19 protein-coding genes are annotated in these 20,430 nt (G+C 47.3%); 10 read left to right on the top strand and 9 right to left on the bottom strand.

Annotated features, from left to right (window positions below):
* From CIK89_RS08395 to CIK89_RS08370, 6 genes are all read right to left on the bottom strand, one after another.
* A partial coding sequence (locus CIK89_RS08395) for an adenylyltransferase/cytidyltransferase family protein (protein WP_144007382.1) occupies positions 1-379 on the bottom strand: 379 nt, incomplete at its 3' end.
* 102 nt (positions 380-481) lie between these two features.
* The gene (gene gmd / locus CIK89_RS08390) at positions 482-1,594 is read right to left on the bottom strand and encodes a GDP-mannose 4,6-dehydratase (protein WP_094390935.1); all 1,113 of its coding nucleotides are present in this window, start codon (positions 1,592-1,594) and stop codon (positions 482-484) included.
* A gap of 18 nt (positions 1,595-1,612) precedes the next feature.
* The gene (locus CIK89_RS08385) at positions 1,613-2,668 is read right to left on the bottom strand and encodes a mannose-1-phosphate guanylyltransferase (RefSeq protein ID WP_094390934.1); all 1,056 of its coding nucleotides are present in this window, start codon (positions 2,666-2,668) and stop codon (positions 1,613-1,615) included.
* A gap of 331 nt (positions 2,669-2,999) precedes the next feature.
* Complete coding sequence (locus tag CIK89_RS08380) at positions 3,000-4,184, bottom strand: MFS transporter (protein WP_094390933.1); 1,185 nt, start codon at positions 4,182-4,184, stop codon at positions 3,000-3,002.
* Between the two features lie 15 nt (positions 4,185-4,199).
* Positions 4,200-5,021: a 3-methyl-2-oxobutanoate hydroxymethyltransferase gene (gene panB / locus CIK89_RS08375; RefSeq protein WP_094390932.1), complete on the bottom strand. Its 822-nt coding sequence runs from the start codon at positions 5,019-5,021 to the stop codon at positions 4,200-4,202.
* A 16-nt stretch (positions 5,022-5,037) separates the two neighbouring features.
* On the bottom strand, positions 5,038-5,658 hold the full coding sequence (locus CIK89_RS08370; protein WP_094390931.1) for an HAD family phosphatase: 621 nt from the start codon (positions 5,656-5,658) through the stop codon (positions 5,038-5,040).
* A gap of 969 nt (positions 5,659-6,627) precedes the next feature.
* On the opposite strand from CIK89_RS08370, the gene CIK89_RS08365 reads away from it, so the two are divergent.
* The 10 genes from CIK89_RS08365 (at position 6,628) to CIK89_RS08325 (ending at position 17,046) form a co-directional block, all read left to right on the top strand.
* Positions 6,628-7,947, top strand: a complete 1,320-nt coding sequence (locus CIK89_RS08365) for an ATP-binding protein (protein WP_094390930.1) — start codon at positions 6,628-6,630, stop codon at positions 7,945-7,947.
* Between the two features lie 755 nt (positions 7,948-8,702).
* Complete coding sequence (locus CIK89_RS08360; protein ID WP_094390929.1) at positions 8,703-9,671, top strand: PhoH family protein; 969 nt, start codon at positions 8,703-8,705, stop codon at positions 9,669-9,671.
* Entirely contained in the window at positions 9,649-10,596 is a 948-nt protein-coding gene (locus CIK89_RS08355; RefSeq protein ID WP_094390928.1) for a phosphoribosylaminoimidazolesuccinocarboxamide synthase, read from the top strand. The genes CIK89_RS08360 and CIK89_RS08355 overlap by 23 nt, the downstream gene beginning before the upstream one ends.
* A 3-nt stretch (positions 10,597-10,599) precedes the next feature.
* Complete coding sequence (ubiE, locus tag CIK89_RS08350) at positions 10,600-11,331, top strand: bifunctional demethylmenaquinone methyltransferase/2-methoxy-6-polyprenyl-1,4-benzoquinol methylase UbiE (protein WP_094390927.1); 732 nt, start codon at positions 10,600-10,602, stop codon at positions 11,329-11,331.
* A 16-nt stretch (positions 11,332-11,347) separates the two neighbouring features.
* Positions 11,348-12,094: a shikimate dehydrogenase gene (locus CIK89_RS08345; protein WP_094390926.1), complete on the top strand. Its 747-nt coding sequence runs from the start codon at positions 11,348-11,350 to the stop codon at positions 12,092-12,094.
* A 27-nt stretch (positions 12,095-12,121) separates the two neighbouring features.
* Complete coding sequence (locus CIK89_RS08340) at positions 12,122-13,285, top strand: AIR synthase-related protein (RefSeq protein WP_094390925.1); 1,164 nt, start codon at positions 12,122-12,124, stop codon at positions 13,283-13,285.
* Complete coding sequence (prfA, locus tag CIK89_RS08335; protein ID WP_094390924.1) at positions 13,286-14,395, top strand: peptide chain release factor 1; 1,110 nt, start codon at positions 13,286-13,288, stop codon at positions 14,393-14,395. It begins immediately after the preceding gene.
* Positions 14,396-14,407: 12 nt separating this feature from the next.
* Entirely contained in the window at positions 14,408-14,554 is a 147-nt protein-coding gene (locus tag CIK89_RS13560) for a hypothetical protein (RefSeq protein WP_158215002.1), read from the top strand.
* 3 nt (positions 14,555-14,557) lie between these two features.
* A complete protein-coding gene (pyrF, locus tag CIK89_RS08330; protein WP_094390923.1) occupies positions 14,558-15,388 on the top strand; it encodes an orotidine-5'-phosphate decarboxylase in 831 nt (276 codons plus the stop codon).
* Between the two features lie 677 nt (positions 15,389-16,065).
* Positions 16,066-17,046: a GNAT family N-acetyltransferase gene (locus tag CIK89_RS08325; protein WP_094390922.1), complete on the top strand. Its 981-nt coding sequence runs from the start codon at positions 16,066-16,068 to the stop codon at positions 17,044-17,046.
* Between the two features lie 490 nt (positions 17,047-17,536).
* Here the strand turns inward: CIK89_RS08325 and CIK89_RS08320 are convergent, their stop codons facing one another.
* From CIK89_RS08320 to CIK89_RS08310, 3 genes are read right to left on the bottom strand one after another with little or no spacing between them, the layout of a single operon-like run.
* Positions 17,537-18,514, bottom strand: coding sequence for an esterase-like activity of phytase family protein (locus tag CIK89_RS08320; RefSeq protein ID WP_254046651.1), 978 nt, complete (start codon positions 18,512-18,514; stop codon positions 17,537-17,539).
* Positions 18,507-19,205 (bottom strand): DUF2461 domain-containing protein, encoded by a 699-nt coding sequence (locus CIK89_RS08315; protein ID WP_094390921.1) that lies wholly within the window; start codon positions 19,203-19,205, stop codon positions 18,507-18,509. Before CIK89_RS08315 ends, CIK89_RS08320 begins: the two co-directional genes overlap by 8 nt.
* Positions 19,206-19,217: 12 nt before the next feature.
* Positions 19,218-20,009 carry a TrmH family RNA methyltransferase gene (locus CIK89_RS08310; protein WP_371327185.1) on the bottom strand — a complete coding sequence of 264 codons (792 nt, stop codon included), beginning with the start codon at positions 20,007-20,009 and terminating at the stop codon, positions 19,218-19,220.
* Between the last annotated feature and the right edge of the window lie 421 nt (positions 20,010-20,430).

Genomic DNA, 20,430 nt, shown 5'->3' with positions numbered 1-20,430 from the left:
CTTGGAGTCCTTCGTGTGGTGTGCGTTGCAATTCCACATATTCTATACCTCTTTCTTTGCAGAGTTTACGTTTCTCGTCAGAACCACCTTCTGCATTGACCACAAAGACGTCGGGCTTCACCAAGTCGAGCGTGGGCAGAAAGTCAATCACTCCACTTCCTTGGTTGATATAGGCTTCTTTCACCGCCTTCACATTCTTCACCATGAAGAGGCGTTCTTCTTGCGGAAACATAGGCTGTCGATGCTTATATTCCATATAGGTAGCATCCGACCCGATGCCCACATACAGGTCGCCATATTGTGCTGCTTGCTGAAAGAACTCCACATGTCCGGAATGTAGTAGGTCGTAACAGCCGCTTACAAATACTTTTTTCTTCATAATCTAATCAATTAGTGTTCCGTCAGGCAGTATCGAACTGCGAGTTAAACTCCACCTGTGCTGACGGAAGTCCGTATTGCTGAAATATACAGAAATAGACAGTTACTTCACGATACCCTTTTCGAGATATTCAGCCAAATTCATTCTGACTTTTGCTGCAGCTCCTTCTGAGGCTACTTTTGCCATATCGTGATCGACCATAATCTTAACAAGGTCCTCGAATGAAGTGGTGTTAGGATTCCAGCCTAGTTTAGCTTTGGCCTTGGTAGGATCCCCCCAGAGATTGACAACATCAGTAGGACGGTAGAAATCAGGGCTAACCTCAACAAGAGTCTTGCCCACGAGGTCTTCAGGACCGCTGACGCAGATACCCTTTTCACTTTCATCCTTTCCTTCCCATTTCAGTTCGATGCCCACATAATGGAATGCCAGTTGTGCGAATTCACGTACCGAATGTTGCACACCAGTAGCAATAACGAAATCATCGGGTTTAGGAGCCTGAAGGATTAGCCACATACACTCCACATAGTCCTTGGCATATCCCCAGTCACGGAGTGAGTCGAGGTTACCAAGATAGAGTTTGTCTTGCAGTCCCTGAGCGATACGCGCTGCAGCAAGTGTTATCTTGCGAGTTACAAAAGTTTCTCCACGGCGTTCTGATTCGTGATTAAAGAGAATGCCATTGCAACAGAACATACCATAGGCATCTCGGTATTCCTTCATAATCCAAAAGCCATATTGCTTAGCGACAGCATAAGGAGAGAAGGGGTGGAACGGCGTATTCTCGTTCTGAGGAACCTCCTCCACCTTACCGTAGAGTTCTGAAGTAGAAGCCTGATATATCTTACAACTATTGGTAAGTCCCAGTTTTCGTACCGCTTCAATGATACGAAGGACACCCACTGCATCAACATCCGCAGTAAATTCCGGCGAGTCGAACGACACCTGCACATGAGACTGTGCAGCAAGGTTATAGATTTCGGTAGGTCTTACTTCTGCCACAACACCTACGATAGACATAGAGTCACCAAGGTCAGCATAGTGAAGATGGAAATGTGGTTTACCTTCCAAGTGAGCGATTCGTTCACGATAATCAACAGATGATCGACGGATGATGCCATGTACATCATATCCCTTTTCCAATAGCAATTCTGCCAGATATGAACCATCTTGTCCTGTAACGCCCGTAATAAGGGCAATATTCTGTTTACTCATAAAATATATAATTGTTTGTTATTTCTCACTCCATTCTTTGATACGTTGTTCTTCAGTACGTTTACAAACAAGGATTTGTCCATTTTTCTCTGAGAAGACATAACCGTCGAGACCTTGCAGAATGACCTTCTTCGCATTTTCGGCATGAACGACACAGTTGGAACATTCAACGAGGTGGACATTGCCAACTGCTCCATTCTGATTTTCATCTTTCTCAAGTTTATCATGTAATGATGCCCAGTTGCCAAGGTCACTCCATCCAAAGTCGGCAGGATGCGTGAAGACCTTACCATCCTTTGACGCAGGTTCCATGACAGCAAAGTCGATAGATATCTTCTCACATTGTGGGAAGATGTGTTCCACATCACCTGTTTCCACGATTTTATCCATGTCTGCGGCAATATTCGGTTTGTAGTCTTCCAGACATTGCGTAATAGTATCAGCATTCCAAACGAAGATTCCAGCATTCCACAAGTAGTTACCTTTTTCAAGATACCGTTGAGCGGTAGGAAGATCTGGTTTCTCCTTAAACTCCTTGACACGATAGATTCCCCCATCAACAGCATCAGATGTTTCGACGTAACCATACCCTGTTTCAGGACGGGAGGGTTTAATGCCGATGGTGACAATCCTGTGGTTCTGTTGTGGAGTATTGTCCTGATATGCTGTAAATGCAAGTGCATTGGCAATGACCCTTTGAAACTCTTGAGGGTTCATCACCACAGCATCAGACGGTGTTACGACGATATTAGCCTTGCTATCGACCTTTTTGATTTCCCAACATGCCCATGCGATGCAAGGAGCGGTATTCCGTGCTGCTGGTTCAGCGAGAATATGACTCTCAGGTATCATCGGCAACTGTTGCTTGACAATATCCACATACTTACAATTGGTTACAACCCAAAAGTTAGTATCAGGACACACCCCTAAGAAACGATCAACGGTGAGTTGGATGAGTGTTCTTCCACATCCAAGGATGTCGATGAACTGTTTTGGGTATTCCGGCGTGGAGAGTGGCCAGAAGCGAGATCCTATACCACCTGCCATTATAACTACGTGATTATGTTTCATCATTCAAGGTTCATGGGGCACACCCCTTTTTGGTTATTTTTATCATTTCAAAGATGTGAGGTTTTTAGTCGCAGAACGCTGTCATATCTTCATTATCAACGTCTTGCATAGTAAGCATACAACTAACACATTTATCCTCTTTATCTTTATTTTGCAAAGATAATATATTATATTGACACTGCAAAATTTATATCTGTTTTTTATCCACTGAGGGCAATCTAAAAGATCCACGGAGCACACGGAGGACACGGATTTTTTTTTTAAGATTTCCGCCTGTGTTTGTATAAAATTCCGTGTCCTCCGTGTGCTCCGTGGATTATATTCCGTGGATATTTTACCGGTTTTTGTGGTGTTCGAACCAGCGGTGGGTGTAGAGGTTGTAGATGAGCATGGCGAGGGAGACGAGGATCAGGGAGGTGGTCAGGGAGGTGGTGTAGCGGGAGGCAGGGAGGGCGTAGGTGATGCCGACGCCGAGGGCGATGCCACTCTCCCATGCCAGCATATAGGTGCTCTGGGAGGTACCACGCTGACAATGGCGACTGAGTTTGATGAAGAACAGGAGGAAACGGGAACCGATGAGGCCGATGGCGATGCCTATCAGGGCGGCAGCGATGAAGTCGGAGGATGCTGTGGGACGTACCATCAACAGGAGGAGGGCTGCCAAGAACAGGATGAGGCCACTGACAACCTCACTCTTGAGTTCTGCATCACGGAAGACGAAACGACAGGCTAACAGGGCGAAGAGGTAGCCAACCATGATACCGGCATAGAAATCGATGGTGGTGGCTAATGCCAGGACCATACCTACTGCCACGGAGATGAGGAGCAGGTTGACGAAAAGGATGAAGCCACTGCCTAACCAGAAACGGTCGGTGCTGAACAGAGTAACATGATCGGAAGGAGCACGGAACGGGAATTTCACCATGCGGATCAACAAGAAAGCGAATAAGGCACAGCCTACCGCCATCCATAACGCATCAGGAACAGGCATGTGGAAATGGCGGGTGGCACAAAGACCTGCCAATGGACCGAGGGACAGGGCGAAACGTCCGAACCACGACATGCTGTGGTTTGCCTCGGTACGGAGGTATGACTCACAGGTGTCGATGACAAGGGTGCTGGAGAGTATCATCTGTGCCAAACCGAAGGTGGCACCCTGTACCAATCGCAACAGCATGACGAGGGGGAAGGTGGCAGAGGGCCACCCACCGTCAAAGAGATACCATAGGACACCAAGACATGCCGTCATGATGACGATAGACCAGAGGCATACCTTGTTGCGCCGATAGTGTTGCACAAGGAACGAACAGAAGGGACCGAAGAGGAACAAGCCCAAGGCGAAGACCGCCATAGAGCCCCCTGTTTCTACCGCCGTGAAATGTCCGTTATCCTCCAAGCATTGCGGCAGCAGCGGATAGAGGATATAGACCGACATAGACAACAGCAGGTTTGCTAAAGCCATCTGCCAGAACTCTCTATGCCAAAGGCGGATATGAACAGGGGTGTTCTGTGCGTTCATCGGGATATAGTGCGATTAGTAAGACTCGTTATCGTTGGGGAAATCGCCTGTTTTCACATCACCCACATACTGTCCTACAGCATCGGTGATGGTATCATAGAGTTGGGCGTAATGGCGGAGGAACTTCGGTTTGAAGCCCTTGTTCATGCCCAGCATATCGTGTACCACGAGGACCTGTCCGTCGCAGCCATTACCTGCACCGATACCGATGGTAGGAACGGTGAGTTCGCTAGACACCTGTGTGGCAAGTGCAGCAGGAACCTTCTCCAGGGTGACAGCACAACAGCCAGCCTCTTCAAGGGCATGGGCATCAGCCAGGAGTTTGGCAGCCTCAGCCTCCTCTTTCGCACGCAGTCCATAGCCGCCGAAGACATTCACAGACTGTGGGGTGAGACCGAGGTGACCCACTACGGGGATGCCCGCACCGACGATGCGGCGTATCATATCGGCAATCTCTGCCCCACCCTCTATCTTCACGCCATCGCAACCTGTCTCTTTCATGATGCGTACTGCATTGCGTACACCATCATCGGCAGTCACCTGATAGCTACCGAAGGGCATATCGCAGACCACAAAGGCACGTTTGACAGCTCTTACCACCGAACGAGCATAGACAATCATCTCATCGACGGTGATGGGGAGTGTAGTGGCATTGCCAGCCATGACATTAGAAGCGGAATCGCCAACGAGGATGGCATCAACGCCAGCCCCATCGACAATACCTGCCATCGTAAAATCGTAAGAGGTGAGCATGGCAATCTTCTCACCTTTTTGTTTCATTTCCTTTAATCGACATGATGTGACTTTTCGGGTGTCACTAACCAAATATCCTGCCATTATATCTTATTAATTATTAGAGTTTTGGGATGTATTCACTAAAGTCTTTGATAACCTCATCGCTGAGTGGTGCAATCTGTTCCGGTGCATTGGTTGTAGCCAGTGCCACGACAGTCATGCCTGCGGCACGTCCGGAGCGCAGTCCGTTGAAGCTATCTTCGAAGACCACGCAGTCGGTGGGGTTAACCCCAAAGCGTGCTGCTGCCTTCAGGTAGCAGTCAGGATGCGGTTTAGAGTATTCGAAGTCCTCGGAAGTGAGGATGGCATCGAAATAGGTTTTGAACTCAGGATGTCGGCGATAGACATTCTCCATCTTGGCTTGGTTGGAACTGGTGACGACAGCGGTCTTCACGCCATGGCTACGCAGTAGTTTGATGGTTTGTTCGAAGCCCTTCACATAGAGATAGTCCATCTCCTCTTCATATTTATTGAGGCGTTCTGTGATGAGGGTTCGTTTGTCTTTCAGGGGTCCATCGAACCATGCGTCATAGATTTGGTCGAGTGTCTGGCCTTTTATTTCGTGTTCCAGTCCGGGGTGTTCTGGATGGAACTCTCTGCACTGTTGTCCCCAGAAGATTGTGTATTGGGGTTCTGTATCGAAGACGACTCCATCCAAGTCGAATAATGCTGCTTTCATGTTGTTGTTATCTTAAAATCGGCTGCAAAGGTACATATTTTATAAGCAACAACCAAGAAAATCTCTCACTTTAAATTATTATGTCTCACGGAGAGCACTCTGAATAATCCACGGAGGGCACTCTGAATAATCCACGGAGGGCACTCTAAGCAATCATCGGAATTTAGACGGAATTTAGACGGAATTATTTTTTTGGTTGCGCGAGCGCAAGAAATCTTGGAGGAAATCTTTAATAAAAATATGGCCTATGGCCAGAAATGTTATGGATCCACGGAGCACACGGAGGGCACGGATCATCGGAATTTAAACGGATGTTATACGGAATTATTTTTTTGGGTTGCTTCGCAAGATGTTTTGGAGTAGCGAAGACATATGATTTTTGATACACAAGCAACAACGGGCTGAAAGCCCAATGGTTTCCTTAGCCCAGGGTAACACCCTGAGGACTTGATGCAATATATACACCTACGTCCTGTAAGGACAAAAGTAATTACCTAGTAGGGAGATAGCAAAAATTAACTAACATCCGTCTTCTATGTATTCCGTGTTTTTTTTAGCCTACGGCTAGAAATCTTTGGAGGAAATCTTTGTTAAAATATGGCCGAGGGCCAGAAATAATCTATCACTCAGCCTCCATAAATATAATCTTTAACTAAAATCTTTGACTAGAATGCGCTCGAGTTCCTCGCTTTATGGAGGAATTTTTATGGGGATCGCCTTACAGGCTCGACATCTAAACTAGAATCTTTAATAGAATCTTTAACTAGAATCTTTTTCCGTGTTCTCCGTGTGTTCCGTGGATTTTTTACCGGTGTACACATGAAGGGAATAAATAAAAAAACTTAAAACGACGAATAAACAGGTTGATATTCAAGTAATTTTATTATCTTTGCATTCGAAACCGCTGTTTCAGAAATGGCGGTTTCGGAAAAATTTTTATCGAAAAAGAAGTTCTAAATATGTAGTATTATGAAATTTTTTGGAAGACATAACGAAATAAAAGAGTTGCAAGAAACAAGAAACCTGTCTTTGCAAACGGCTCGTTTCACTATCGTGACAGGACGCAGACGTAGCGGAAAGACGTCCTTGTTGATAAAAGCATACGAGGATGTGCAGGATATGCTGTATTTTTTTGTTGCAAGAAAATCAGAAGCAGAGCTCTGCAGAGATTTTATCGAAGAGATGACAAGCAAGCTACAGTTTCCTATTCTCGGCGAGGTTACACGTTTTGCAGACATTTTTAAATATCTGCTGCAACTGTCCAAGACTCGTCCTATCACACTCGTCATTGATGAGTTTCAAGATTTCAAGCGGGTTAATCCCTCAATCTTTTCAGACATGCAAAAGATTTGGGATCTCAACAAACAGGAAGCTCATATCAATCTCGTGGTCTGCGGTTCTGTTTATTCGTTGATGAACATCATCTTTAAAAACAACAAACAACCTCTCTACGGCAGGCAGACTGGAGAAATAAAAGTCACTCCATTTCCCCCTTCTGTTATCAAGGAAATCATCTCTACATATAATCCATCCTACTCCAACGAAGATTTACTGGCACTATACAGTTACACTGGCGGTGTGGCAGAATATGTTGAAATGATGATGGATACAGGAGCCACGACCAAGGAAGAGATGACAGAGAGGTTTGTTGCCAAAAACTCTTATTTCATATACGAAGGGAAAAATATGCTGATAGAAGAATTTGGCAAAGACTATGCCCGTTATTTCGAGATATTACAACTTATCGCTTCTGGTCACACGACTCGTAGTGAAATTGAAAGTATCATGAAAACAGAACTTGCGGGCTATCTCACCAAACTGGAGAATGACTATTGCTTGATATCCCGTTATACCCCGATGTTTCAAAAGACCAATCGAAACATACGTTATCAGATAGAAGACAACTTCCTTCGCGTTTGGTTTCGCTACATCTATAAATATGGATATATGATAGAGGTTGGCGCCAATAAAAAACTAAAGATGGTTATTGACAAGAACTACACCACATACACCGGTAAGGTTCTGGAAAGATATTTTACGGCAAAGATGATAGAAAGTGAAGAATATACTCAGATTGCTTCCTGGTGGGACAGAAAAGGCGAGAACGAAATTGATATTATCGTTGCCGATGAACTGGAAAAGAAAGTTATTTTTTATGAGGTAAAACGCCAAGCCCAGGATATCAACCTCGGTATCTTAAAAGATAAAGCTGAGCATTTCTTTCAGACTACAGGTAAATTCAAGAAATTCAAGATTGAATACCAAGGTTTGTCGATGGAGGATATGTAATCCACGGATCATCGGATCATCGGATCATCGGAATTTAGACGGATGTTAAACGGAATTATTTTTTTGGTTGCGCGAGCGCAAGAAATCTTTGGAGGAAATCTTTATTAAAATATGGCCTGCGGCCAGAAATAATTCAATTCAATTAGCCTCCATAACTATAATCTTTAACTAAAATCTTTGACTAGAATACGCTCGAGTACCTCGCTTCTGGGAAGGATTTTTATGGGGATCGCATCGGAGATGCTCGAAATCTTAACGAAAATCTTTAGAATAATCTTTAACTAGAATCTCTAAACTTTAAACTATAACCTTAACGCTAACCACTAAACTTTACCCTATAAACTATAACCTTTAACCTCTAACCACTAAAAACTCCGTGTACTCCGTGTGTTCCGTGGATTTTTTACTGGAGCACAATAAAAAAAGGAAACGGAGGTTTATTTTGTATTTCACTCACTTATTCGTACCTTTGACCTGAGATCGAAGGTACTCTCGTTCGGGAATAAAAAAGAAAACCGAGTTTTCTTTTTGTATTCCGCTCACTTATTCGTACCTTTGAGCGGAAGCTCCAAGGTAGGCGGCATCTCGGAAATAAAAATAAACCGGGGTTTATTTTGTATTTCACTCGATTTGCACTACCTTTGACCTGAGGGCGAAGGTACTCTCGTTCGGGAATAAAAAAGAAAACCGAGTTTTCTTTTTGTATTCCGCTCACTTATTCGTACCTTTGCAACGAAATTGAAAAAAGGAAGATTTTGATAGAGAAACATATAGTATTAGAGGATATTGATCCTGTGGTGTTCTATGGAGCAGGGAACGCACATCTGCAGATGATGAGGGCGCTGTTTCCTAAACTTCGCATTGTGGCACGAGACAATGTGATCAGAGTGCTTGGCGATGAGGAACAAATGGCGGCATTTGAAGAGAGTGCCGAGAAAATAAGACAACACGTGCTGCAATTCAATGCACTGCAAGCAGAGGACATCCTCGATATCGTGAAAGGACACCGTACCAAGGACGAAGTACCGGACGGTGTCGTCTGCTATTCTATGGCAGGAAGACCTATCAAGGCACGGTCGGAGAACCAACAGGCATTGATAGATGCCTATAACGATAACGATATGGTGTTTGCCGTGGGACCGGCAGGAACGGGAAAGACATACCTCTCTATCGCCCTGGCGGTGAAAGCACTGAAAGAGAAGACGGCGAAGAAAATCATTCTGTCACGACCTGCCGTAGAAGCCGGCGAGAAACTGGGATTCCTTCCCGGTGATATGAAAGATAAGATAGACCCATACCTGCAACCACTCTATGACGCCCTGGAGGATATGTTGCCACAGGTGAAACTGCAGGATATGATGGAGAAGCACATCATACAGATTGCGCCATTGGCGTTTATGCGCGGACGCACCCTGTCTGATGCGGTCGTCATACTGGATGAAGCACAGAACACCACCCCCCAGCAGATACGTATGTTTCTGACACGCATGGGATGGAACACCAAGATGATCATCACGGGTGATATGACACAGATAGACCTGCCACACGAACAGAAGAGCGGACTGAAAGAGGCGCTCTCCATCCTGCGAGGCATCGAAGGAATAGGCGTGGTGGAACTCAACAGAAAAGATATCGTGCGCCATAAACTCGTGACACGTATCGTCAACGCCTACGAGAAGTTTGATAAAAAACCAAATAAAGATGAAAGCATTAACAAGGACTGACTTCAACTTTGAAGGACAACAGAGTGTGTACCACGGAAAGGTACGCGACGTTTACAACATCAACGACGACCTGATGGTCATGGTTGCCACAGACCGTATCTCGGCCTTTGACGTAATCCTGCCTAAAGGTATTCCCTTCAAGGGACAGGTGCTCAACCAGATTGCAGCGAGATTCCTCGATGCCACCAGTGACATCTGCCCCAACTGGAAACTCGCCACACCAGACCCCATGGTGACTGTCGGTCTGAAATGTGAAGGTTTTCGCGTGGAGATGATCATCAGAGGCATTCTCACCGGTTCGGCATGGAGAGACTACAAGAACGGATGCAGAGAGATCTGCGGTGTGAAACTGCCCGAAGGCATGAAGGAGAACCAGCGTTTCCCAGAGCCTATCATCACCCCGACAACAAAGGCTGATGAGGGTCACGACCTGAATATCTCACGCGAGGAAATCATCGCACAGGGTATCGTATCAGCAGAAGACTATGCTGTGATGGAAGACTACACCCGTCGCCTCTTTGCACGCGGACAGGAGATTGCCGCCAAGCAGGGCCTCATCCTCGTAGATACCAAATACGAATTTGGAAAGCGCGATGGAAAGGTATATCTCATCGACGAGATCCACACCCCCGACTCCTCACGTTACTTCTATGCTGACGGCTACGAAGAGAAATTTGAGAAGGGAGAGCCCCAGAAGCAGTTGTCGAAGGAGTTTGTACGCCAGTGGCTCATCGAACATAACTTCATGAACGAGCCCGGCCAGACCATGCCAGAGATCACCGATGCCTATGCAGAGAGCGTCAGCGAGCGCTATATCGAGCTCTATGAGCATATCACCGGAGAGAAATTTATCAAGGCCAGCGACAACGACGATATCGCTGCACGCATAGAGAAGAATGTTGCCAACTATCTGAAGACAAGATAAAGGATGTATCAGCAAGAGACGATCAAGCCCTATCACGAGGGCGAGAAGACAACGCAGGTGGAGCAGATGTTTGACAACATCGCTCCCACCTACGATACCCTAAACCATCGTCTCTCGTGGGACATAGACCGGGGATGGCGGAAGAAAGCCATCGGTCAACTGGCCCCCTATCAGCCACAGGCCATCCTCGATATTGCCACAGGAACAGGCGATTTCGCCATCTTAGCCGCCAAGCTGTTGAAGCCCACCACACTCATAGGGGCAGACATCAGTGAGGGCATGATGGAGATCGGACGTCAGAAAGTGGAGCAGGAAGGCCTGCAGGACATCATCTCGTTTCACAAAGAAGACTGTCTGCACCTCTCCTACGACAGCGATACCTTCGATGCTGTGACGGCAGCCTTCGGCATCCGTAACTTCGCAGACCTCGACCAAGGACTCCGAGAGATCTGCAGGGTATTGAAACCCGGAGGCCATCTGAGTATCGTGGAACTCACCACTCCCGTGGCATTCCCCATGCGCCAACTCTTCCACCTCTACTCCCATACCGTGCTCCCCCTCTATGGCAGACTCATCTCTAAAGACAGTTCCGCCTATTCGTACCTCACCCGTACAATCGAGGCATTCCCACAGGGAGAACAGATGGTAGGAATACTAAAGAAAGCAGGATTTGCCGAAGCCTCCTTCCGACGACTGACCTTCGGCATCTGCACCATGTATCAAGCAACGAAATAGAACAATACATAGACAAATGGATAAATACGGACTCATCGGCTATCCCCTTGGCCACTCCTTCTCCATCAGCTATTTCAATCAGAAATTTGCTGATGAAAGCATCGATGCAGTTTATGAGAACTTTGAAATTCCGACCATCGACTCACTTCCCGAAGTACTCGACTCCAACCCGAACCTCAAAGGACTCAATGTGACCATCCCCTATAAAGAGAAGGTCATCCCCTTTCTGGACACCATCTCTCCAGAGGCACGCGCCATCGGAGCCGTCAACGTGATACGGGTGACACACACGGGAAAAGAGATCACGCTGAAGGGTTATAACTCAGACGTGATAGGATTCACGAAGAGTATAGAACCCATGCTCGACAAGAAATGGCATAAGAAAGCCCTTATCCTCGGTACAGGAGGAGCGTCGAAGGCCGTCAACTACGGATTGCATAACCTTGGACTTGAGACCGTGTTTGTCAGCAGATACGAGCGCCCCGACACGATACAGTATGAACGCATCACCCCTGATGTCATCAAGGAATATAATGTGATCGTCAACTGCACCCCTGTGGGCATGTATCCCAAGACCGAGGCCTGTCCGATGCTGCCCTATGACGCGATGGACAGCCACACCATCCTCTATGACCTCATCTACAATCCCGACGAGACCCTCTTCATGAAGAAAGGAGCAGCGCGCGGAGCCAATGTGAAGAACGGCCTGGAGATGCTCCTGCTGCAAGCTTTTGCCAGTTGGGAGTTCTGGCACGAGAAATAAGACAACCACCTATTTAAATATTAGATTATGGACAACAGATATATGATGCGCGGTGTCAGTGCCGCCAAAGAAGATGTTCACAACGCCATTAAGAACATCGACAAAGGAGTCTTCCCACAGGCTTTCTGTAAAATCATCCCCGATATATTAGGAGGGGATCCCGAATACTGTAATATCATGCACGCAGACGGTGCAGGAACGAAGTCATCACTCGCCTACCTCTATTGGAAGGAGACTGGTGACCTCAGTGTATGGAAGGGTATCGCACAGGATGCCATCGTGATGAATACCGACGACCTGCTCTGCGTAGGAGCCGTTGACAACATCCTGGTGAGTTCGACCATCGGACGCAACAAGAAACTCGTTCCCGGTGAGGTCATCTCCGCCATCATCAACGGCACCGACGAACTCTTGGGAGAGTTGCGTGAGATGGGAATCGGCATCTATCCCACAGGTGGTGAGACAGCCGATGTAGGCGACCTGGTGCGCACCATCATCGTGGACTCTACCGTCACCTGCCGCATGAAGCGCAGCGATGTCATCGACAATGCCAATATCCGTCCCGGTGATGTCATCGTAGGACTGTCGTCAACAGGCCAAGCCACCTACGAGAAGCGTTACAACGGCGGTATGGGCAGTAACGGACTGACGTCAGCACGCCATGATATGTTTGCCAAATACCTGGCAGAGAAATACCCAGAGAGTTTCGACCATGCCGTCCCCGACGAACTCGTCTATAGCGGTAAATACCAACTGACCGACGCTGTAGAGGGATCCCCTGTGGATGCCGGACAGCTCGTGCTCTCCCCCACCCGCACCTATGCTCCTGTCATCAAGAAGCTCCTTGATGAGTTGCGCCCAGAGATACACGGCATGGTACACTGCACCGGTGGAGCCCAGACCAAGGTATTGCATTTCGTGAGCGACAACTGTCGTGTAGTGAAAGACAATATGTTCCCCGTTCCCCCATTGTTCCATGCCATCCACGAATGTTCAGGCACCGACTGGCGTGAGATGTACCAGGTATTCAATATGGGACACCGTATGGAGATCTACGTACGTCCAGAAGTGGCAGAACGCGTCATCGCCATCAGTAAGTCGTTTAACATCGACGCACAGGTCGTGGGCCATATCGAAGAAGGTCAGAAGAGTCTTACTATACAATCAGAATTCGGAACATTCAACTACTAAATGGAAAGTAACAGCATATTACAGAAACTCGACGGACTAGAGGCACGTTTTGAGGAAGTGTCAACACTCATCACCGACCCTTCTGTCATTGCCGACCAGAACCGTTTTGTCAAGCTCACCAAGGAATACAAAGACTTGGGAGATATCATGGATGCCCGCAAGCGTTATATCGCCTGTCTGAACAGTATCAAGGAAGCCAAGGATATCCTTGCCAATGAGGACGATGCGGAGATGAAGGAAATGGCACGTGAGGAACTCTCGGAGAACGAGCGCCTCCAACCCCAGTTGGAAGAAGAGATCAAGATCGCCCTCATCCCGAAAGATCCGGAAGATGCCAAGAATGTGCAGATGGAGATCCGCGCAGGAACAGGAGGTGATGAGGCAGCCCTCTTTGCCGGTGACCTCTTTAAGATGTACAAGAGCTATTGCGACTCGAAGGGATGGAACCTTTCCATCACCTCGGTATCGGAAGGTGCAGTAGGCGGTTTTAAGGAAATAGACTTTGCCGTGAGCGGTGCTGATGTCTATGGTACGCTGAAATACGAATCAGGCGTACACCGCGTGCAACGTGTACCAGCTACCGAGACCCAGGGTCGTATGCATACCAGTGCCGCCACTGTTGCCGTACTCCCCGAAGCCGATAAGTTTGAAGTACATATCAACGAAGGAGAGATCAAATGGGACACCTTCCGCAGTTCCGGTGCAGGAGGACAGAATGTGAACAAGGTAGAATCGGGAGTGCGTCTGCGTTATATGTGGAAGAATCCGAATACCGGTGAGACCGAAGAGATCCTCATCGAGTGTACGGAGACCCGTGACCAGCCTAAGAACAAAGAGCGTGCGTTGTCGCGCCTCTATACCTTCATCTACGACAAGGAGCATCAGAAATATGTGGATGACATCTCATCACGTAGAAAATCGCTTGTCTCTACCGGAGACCGTTCTGCCAAGATCCGTACGTATAACTTCCCACAGGGTCGTGTCACCGACCACCGTATCGGTTATACGACACACGACCTGCAGGGATTCCTCGGCGGTGACATCCAGGCCATGATCGATGCCCTCACCGTGGCAGAGAATGCCGAGCGCATGAAGGAGAACGAACTCTAAATCAATAATAGCATGGGACAGTTTTATACCAGGCGAAACGACGAGAAGGATGACAACAAGAAGACTGTTGCCGCCGAGGAATTCGTGAACCTCATAACCTCTATGAAACGTACGACAGACCAGCAAAAAGAACCTCCAAAAACAGAAACAAAAAAATAGATTATGAACAGACAGCAACTCATCGAACAGATCAAGACGAAGAAGTCTTTCCTCTGTGTAGGTCTCGACACAGACTTGAAGAAAGTGCCACAACATATTCTTAATGAGGAAGATCCTATCTTCGCGTTCAACAAAGCCATCATCGATGCCACAGCCCCCTACTGTGTGTCATACAAGCCCAACCTGGCCTTCTACGAGGCTTTTGGTGTGAAGGGTTTGATATCGTTTGAGAAGACCGTGAAATACCTCAAGGAGAACTACCCCCATCATTTCATCATCGCTGATGCGAAGCGTGGTGATATCGGCAACACCTCTGCGATGTATGCACGTACCTTCTTTGAGGAGTATGACATCGACTCGCTGACGGTGGCTCCCTACATGGGTGAAGACAGTGTGACTCCCTTCCTCGGTTATGAGGGTCACTGGGTTATCCTGTTGGCGCTGACCTCCAACAAGGGTTCTCTCGATTTCCAAATGACGACCGACGAACAGGGTGAGCGTTTGTTTGAGAAGGTATTGAAGAAGAGTCAGCAGTGGGGCACGAAGGACAATATGATGTATGTGGTGGGTGCCACCCAGGGTCGTATGTTTGAAGACATCAGAAAACTGGCGCCGGAGCATTTCCTGTTGGTTCCCGGTGTTGGTGCTCAGGGCGGTAGTCTGGAAGAGGTTTGTCGCTATGGTATGAACAGCGACTGTGGCTTGTTGGTGAACTCGTCACGTGGCATCATCTATGCCTCAACGGGTAGCGACTTCGCTGAGGTTGCTGGCCAAAAGGCCAAGGAGCTCCAAGAGCAAATGGCTGTACAGCTGCAATCTGCCGGAGTCATCTGAAATCTTACACTCTGAATAATCCACGGAGGGCACTCTGAATAATCCACGGAGGACACTCTGAATAAATCCACGGAGCACACTCTGAATAAATCCACGGAGCACACGGATGACACGGATATTTTTGGGTTGCGCGAGCGCAAGAAATCTTGGAGGAAATCTTCTTTAAGATGTTGCTTCGCAAGAAATATTGTGGATTCGCAGTTTATCTCCAAATAAAATCTTTAACGAAAATCATTGACCAAAATGCGCTCGAATACCTCGCTTTTGGGAGGGGTTTGTTGGGGATCGCATCGGAGATGCTCGAAATCTAAACGAAAATCTTGAAAATAATCTTTAACTAGAATCTTTTTCCGTGTTCTCCGTGTGTTCCGTGGATTATTTAGTTGCCTACGGCAAGAAATCTTTGGGGGAAATCTTTAATAAAAAGATGGCCTATGGCCAGAAATTATTATGAGTAAGAACCTCGTAGGATGAAAACAAAATCTTTAAACAAAATCCTTACCAGAATGCGCTCGAGTTCCTCGCTTTATGGAGGGATTTATTGGGGATCGCCTTACGGCTCGACATCTAAAACAAAATCTTAAAAAGAATCTTTAACTAGAATCTTTTTCCGTGTCCTCCGTGTGGTCCGTGGATTAAAAAAGATCGGTGGGAGCTGTGTGATATAAAAGGAAGAGATGATGAGAACGAGAATCTATGAGCATGTGGTAGAGTTGCCCGATTTCCCCTGCAGGAAGTATTTCCATAGCAGGCAATTGATGCAGATCTACGAAGACGCACAACGACAGAAACCCTATATGGTCGTGGTGAGCGACGATGACGAACAGGTTGTCGCCCACCTACTTGCGGTGGTGCGCCAACACAGACTCTGGATACCACCGTTCCTCATGCAACACGCATGGATCATAGGAGAAGGGGAATATGAACGCGGTGTCAACAACCGGGAGGAGGTGTTTGACATGATGGTCAGTGCACTCAAGAACAAACTGCAACACCAGGTGTTGTATTTTGAACTGTTAGGTTTCGAGCAGAAGATGTTTGGCTATGGTGCCTTGCGGCGCATGGATTTCTTCCCCGTGAAATGGATGTCTGTGCATAACTCCCTCCACTCTGCCTCACCACAGGACCGTATCTCAGAACGCCTGCTACACCGTATAGAGAACGGTATCGCGCGAGGTGCGGTGACCAAGAAGGTGGAGAATGACGAGGAATTCGATGCCTTCTTCAAACTCCTCAGTCAGTACAACTGGTTGAAACCCTACCACTATCAACCACCAGCATCCTTCTTCCGTTCTCTGATGGATGACGGTCACTGTCAGATCTTCATCACCTTGTTTCATGGACATGTGATCGGTGCTGCGGTATGTATCTATTCTGAAAACGATGTGTATCTCTGGTATTCTGCTGCGCGTCGGAAATCGATGGCACCACTGCATCCTCTCTCTGTGACGTTATGGAAGGCGATGACGGATGCCCACGAGGCGGGTTATGACCATGTGCGTTTCCTCAACGTAGGTATGCCGTTTCGTAGGAATCCCTATCGTGACTTCATCCTTCGGTTCGGTGGCAAGGAATGTAGCACCTACCGGTGGTTTCTGACTCCCATCAAATGGGTGAATCATTTCTTTACGTGGCTTTGGCGTGGCATCGGAATTTAAACGGAATTTATACGGATTTTATTGAGTTGCTTCGCAAGAAATCTTTGGAGGAAATCTTTTTTAAGATGTTGCTTCGCAAGAAATAATCTATCATTCAGCCTCCATAAATATAATCTTTAAGAATATGATTTTGGATACACAAGCAACGACGGGCTGAAGGCCCAATGGCTTCCTTAGCCCAGGGTAACACCCTGTGGACTTGATGTAACATATACACCTACGTCCTGTAAGGACAAAAGTATTTACCTAGATAGGCTGATATCAAAAATCTTTAACTAAAATCTTTACTAAAATGCGCAACAGTACGTTGCTTTGCAGGAGGGATTTATTATGGATCGCATCGGAGATGCTCGAAATCTTAAATAAAATCTTTAGAATAATCTTTAACTAACATCCGTGTCTTCCGTGTGTTCCGTGGATTATTAGAGTGTGTTCCGTGGATTATTAGAGTGTGTTCCGTGGATTATTAGAGTGTGTTCCGTGGATAAAGTTAGTAAGACAACAGTAAGGTTTTGAACCAATCTTTCAATACCCCTTTATACTGATTCTGGGAATCGGCGACCAGGATAAGGACCTGACGACCGTCAGGGAGGCGTGGCCCAAGACACATACCCTCGTAGTTCGCAATATGCTGGGTGGTGAGGTTCAACCGCGTGGTCCAAGAGTAGAGTAACTGTTTGGGGAGCACCGCGTCTTCCGCTGTATGAAGGGGATCAATCAGAAACAGGCGACAGGTCACAAAAGAGCCGATATAGTGTTGAGCCACAAAGAACTCACGTTCCAATACCAATAAACGACCATCGGGAAGCGCTGTCAGTGCAGACACCCCATAGACATCGGTACCTCTGCGTTTATTGCTTTGTGGGGCATCCATCACATAGCGCCATTGCCCAGAACAGGTAAGACTGTCAGAAAACTGCAACAGGCGTTGTGAGGTCTCACCAGCGAGAGGCGCTTCTGTAACCGTCCAGAAATGGTGAGAGGCAGAGTGATAGGTCAGCGCCTCCAGACCTTGGTTGGCATGTGCCTGACGGATTACGGCGGGGATATCGAGGCGACGTCCAGTCAACTCTCCTGCAAGGGAATATTCCAGAACCGCATTATCGTGTTCACCACTGATGAACAGGGTGCTATCGGGAGTGAACAACGCAATGCCCTCTTCATCACGGTTGGGAATGGCAGAAGAACGGAAGCCCTCATGACGGACATCCGTGAGTTCACCAGAAACAGAGTCAACCATCATAGTAAAGACATGAAAGCCACTGGTAGCAGCCTTATCGTCAACCACAGCATATCGGTTGTTGCCCAATGGTGTTATCCCACTATAGTTACCCGGTGGTACAGATGAAGGGAAATGATGTTGCGGTAAGCCTTCAACCAGGATTGTTGTATCAGGCAATATCTGTGCTGTTACCTGATGTATGACGACCATCAGGAGCACAGCGATGACCAGCAACCGTTTATTCATAGTCATCGACCACACTATTGATGAAATCCATCATGGGTTTCGCCACTTTGAAGATTTCGATGGCGCGTTGCATCCAGTCGGGTTGAGCAAAGAAATCATCATCAACACGTCGCCAGCAACAATAGTCTTTCTGACGCAGGTAGCGCAGGTAGGCATAGTCGCGTGGAAATCCCACAGGACATGTTTTCAGATGCGTCATACCAAACCCTTGCGCATCCTCCCAAGTAGCAGAATCGGGAGAACCAAAGAGATGTAGGAAGTCGGGATTCTCCACACAGCGCAGCCACTCCTCTTCATTGGCCATGATTTCATTGCGACATGCCGTCAGGATATTGGTAGGTAGCCAATAGGTGCCTACTGCCAATATACACTGTCCCGGTTCTATATGCACATAATAGCCGCCATGGAGAGATTTCTTGCCATGTGCAGAGATATACACGCAGAAATGGCGCTTATAGGGAGACTTATCAGGTGAGAAGCGCGTATCGCGATTGAAACGATAGACGCAGTCTTTCACAGAGAGGTGTGCTACGGTAGGATCGAAGGAAGCAATCTGTCGTATCAGTTGTGTAGCCTCCGTTTCAAACTCCTGTCGTGCAGTCTGATACTCATTTTTATGTTCTTGAAACCACTGTCTGTTGTTATTGGCAGCAATAGCCTTGAGGAAGTCGTATATGAGGGTAGTATTCATAGAAAGTCATTTTTATAGTGCTGCAATCTGTCGCTGCCGTACAGCCTCGAAGAGGAGGATGGCCGCAGAGACGCTGACGTTAAGGGAGTCGAGGCGTCCCAACATAGGGATGCGGATATGTGCTGATGCCGCCTCCCGCCACTGTTGGGTGAGTCCTGTGGCTTCAGTTCCCATGACGATAGCAGTAGGCTGTTGCATATCGACATCATAATAGAGGTGGGAATCCTGCAGTTGTGCTGTCAGAATCTGTATGTTTCTATCTTTCAAGAACTGGATACATTCCTCTGACGAGCAGGCAACGGTCGGTACGGTGAAGATTGCCCCGATACTGCTGCGTATCAGATTAGGGTTGTGGAGGTCTGTCAGTGGATCGCAGACGATCACCGCGTCAGCCTGTGCAGCATCAGCAGAACGGAGTACCGCTCCGAGGTTGCCAGGCTTCTCTACGCGTTCTAAGATGACGAGTAATGGTGATGAAGACAGTTTCAGTTCGTTCAGCGTCAGTGGTTTGTCGAAGACCACGGCAACGACTCCCTCTGTAGATCCTCGGTATGCGATTTTCTCATAGACCTTAGGTGTCACGGTGAAGAGGTGTGGTGCAGACGGTCTGGTGTCTTTTGCTAACTCAGGGCACAGGAAGACGGACTCTATCTGATAGCCAGCCTCCTGACAGTGTTGTAGTTCGCGGAGTCCCTCAACGACGAAGACGCCTTGTTTGCGGCGCTCTGATGATTTCTGTTGTAGGAGAACCAGTCGTTTGACCTGTGGGTTCTGAAGACTTGATATTACTGTTTCGTTCATCATATTTATTCTTTGTTTTGATGCTGTTTGTGGTGCATCATCGCACTGAATGGGTTTTGATTTGCAAAGTTACGACTTTCTTCGACAAATATCGCACGGATCACCGGAAATTTATCCACGGAGGGCACTCTAAATAATCCACGGAGGACACTCTAAATAATCCACGGAGGGCACGGAGGACACGGATTTTTTATCCACGGAGCACACGGATGACACGGATATTTTGGGTAGCCTACGGCTAGAAATCTTTGGGGGAAATCTTCTTTAAGATGTTGCTTCGCAAGAAATGAATCATCGGATCATCGGAATTTAGACGGAATTTAAACGGAATTTAAACGGAATTTTTATCCACGGAGCACACTCTAAGCAATCATCGGAATTTAAACGGATGTTTTTTTGGATTCTTCGCAAGATTTGATATACA

Origin of the sequence: Prevotella sp. P4-119 (genome assembly GCF_002251345.1) — a bacterium.
Classification (GTDB): Bacteria; Bacteroidota; Bacteroidia; order Bacteroidales; family Bacteroidaceae; genus Prevotella.
The sequence above is the reverse complement of the archived record's forward strand: the minus strand, read 5'-3'. Positions and strand labels throughout refer to the sequence as shown.